We start from the raw sequence: 1629 nt of genomic DNA, 5'->3' as shown, positions 1-1629 counted from the left end.
TTTCACCAGTAAATGCCCTATCTGCTCCGCTGTCCAACTTCTGCGTAATCCTTCCTTTAAATCCCTATCCGTAAAAGTCGGTGGCGGTAGGTCTTTTTTTCGTTGGGTTGAATATATTAGTGTGCCGGTTAAGATTTGCTGTAATTCTCGCATCGCCGGCGTGTAATCGGCTAAATCTAAGGTGGCAACGTTATTTTTGCTGATTTTATCAGATAATTCGCCTACCGTTGCCTTCTCTTCTATCGTTTTAAAACCTGACCAGTGCCATGGGCTAACTCGTTTTATGTGTTGCTGTGCGCCACTTTTAGTGTTTACCCAACCTTGTATTGGCATCCCTTGTTTATTCCCCGCCTGTATATATCGCCACACTGAATCAGGAGCGGCATCATCAACTGCTGTAAAACTTGTATTACTCGATTGCTCATTTAGTGAAACAGTACGCGGGTAATACACCGTGTTGTGCTCTGTCGCTGCCGGTAAATTGGTTAATGATAGTGGAAAGTGATTCCAATAATTTATCGAGCTATTTAGTTGCCCATTTTTTCCTTGTAGGTGAAAAACCTCTTTCGTGGCTATCCAGTAATGTCTGTTTTCTACCACAAAACGGATGGTTAATTCCGTGCCATTATTCTCATTCGATGACGATATACCACTCACTAATTCAACTTCATCAGGAATATCAGCTAGGGTTAATTCCGGATAATTCACTTGATAACGGTTAATCAACTCCGTTTTATTTGCCTGCGTTAAACGGTGCTTGCTAACTTCACCCCCCTTATTTTCAACTACCCCATTTATCCCTTTAATCACCATATTACTTGCATTATCTGAAAGATTGGATGATAACTTTAATGTATATTCTGGCTTAACTTTAACGTAATAATCACTAGCATTGCCAATAAACTGTATCCCCAATCCTGCCGGTAACGTCCCTTCAGCTTTAGCGGCCTGAATTAATCTTGCCTCTCTTTCAACTAATAAAATGGTCTTTTCACTTTCCGGTAACTGCTCTGCTAAGGCTCGGGTTTTACTGATAAATGCCGGCAAATCATCACAGGTAAATAATTCAACATGTGCTAGCTGTGGTAAGTTAGTGTCTAATGCACGCTTCATGGTCGATAACGAAGCCTCTTTGGGCTCGTCAAAACGTTCCGATTGACTAACATTATGACCAATATATCCAATAAAATCGCCTTTCTTTATTGGTGCCGGCTTTTTTAATACCACAATTTTATCTAGCTTGACCTTCTCTAATTGAGTTGATTGCCAATAACCAGGATAGTCAACCTTACCATTCCCTTCCTGTTTCTTTTGCTGATAACCATACCAATCTAACTGATGCATATATAAACTGTATAACGTTATTGATGGTGGTGTGTCGGTTGAATTAGCAATTTTGGGCATTTGTAACAGATGCCTGACTAAGGTAAACCCTGTTGAGAAATAAGCAACTTTTTGTTGTTCCTTATAAGGCAGTTTTAGTTCAACATTGTCCTGATACACAATTTTAGGATAAACATCATTCACTCGATAAGCGATAACTTCACCATCAGCCATACAACGCAGCTTCGCTTCCTCTTTGATTTCTTTCAATACCTTTTTGTCAATATGGATACCACCATGCCATAT

1 pseudogene is annotated in these 1629 nt (G+C 39.8%); it reads right to left on the bottom strand.

Going from position 1 to position 1629, the window contains the following annotated elements:
* Positions 1-1629 (bottom strand): annotated as a pseudogene (locus A9G34_RS10780) (hypothetical protein); the annotation flags it as partial.

This window comes from Gilliamella sp. Choc4-2 (assembly GCF_001690355.1).
Lineage (GTDB): Bacteria > Pseudomonadota > Gammaproteobacteria > Enterobacterales > Orbaceae > Gilliamella > Gilliamella apicola_A.
Note: the sequence above shows the minus strand (reverse complement) of the source record. Positions and strands in the feature narration are given on the sequence as shown.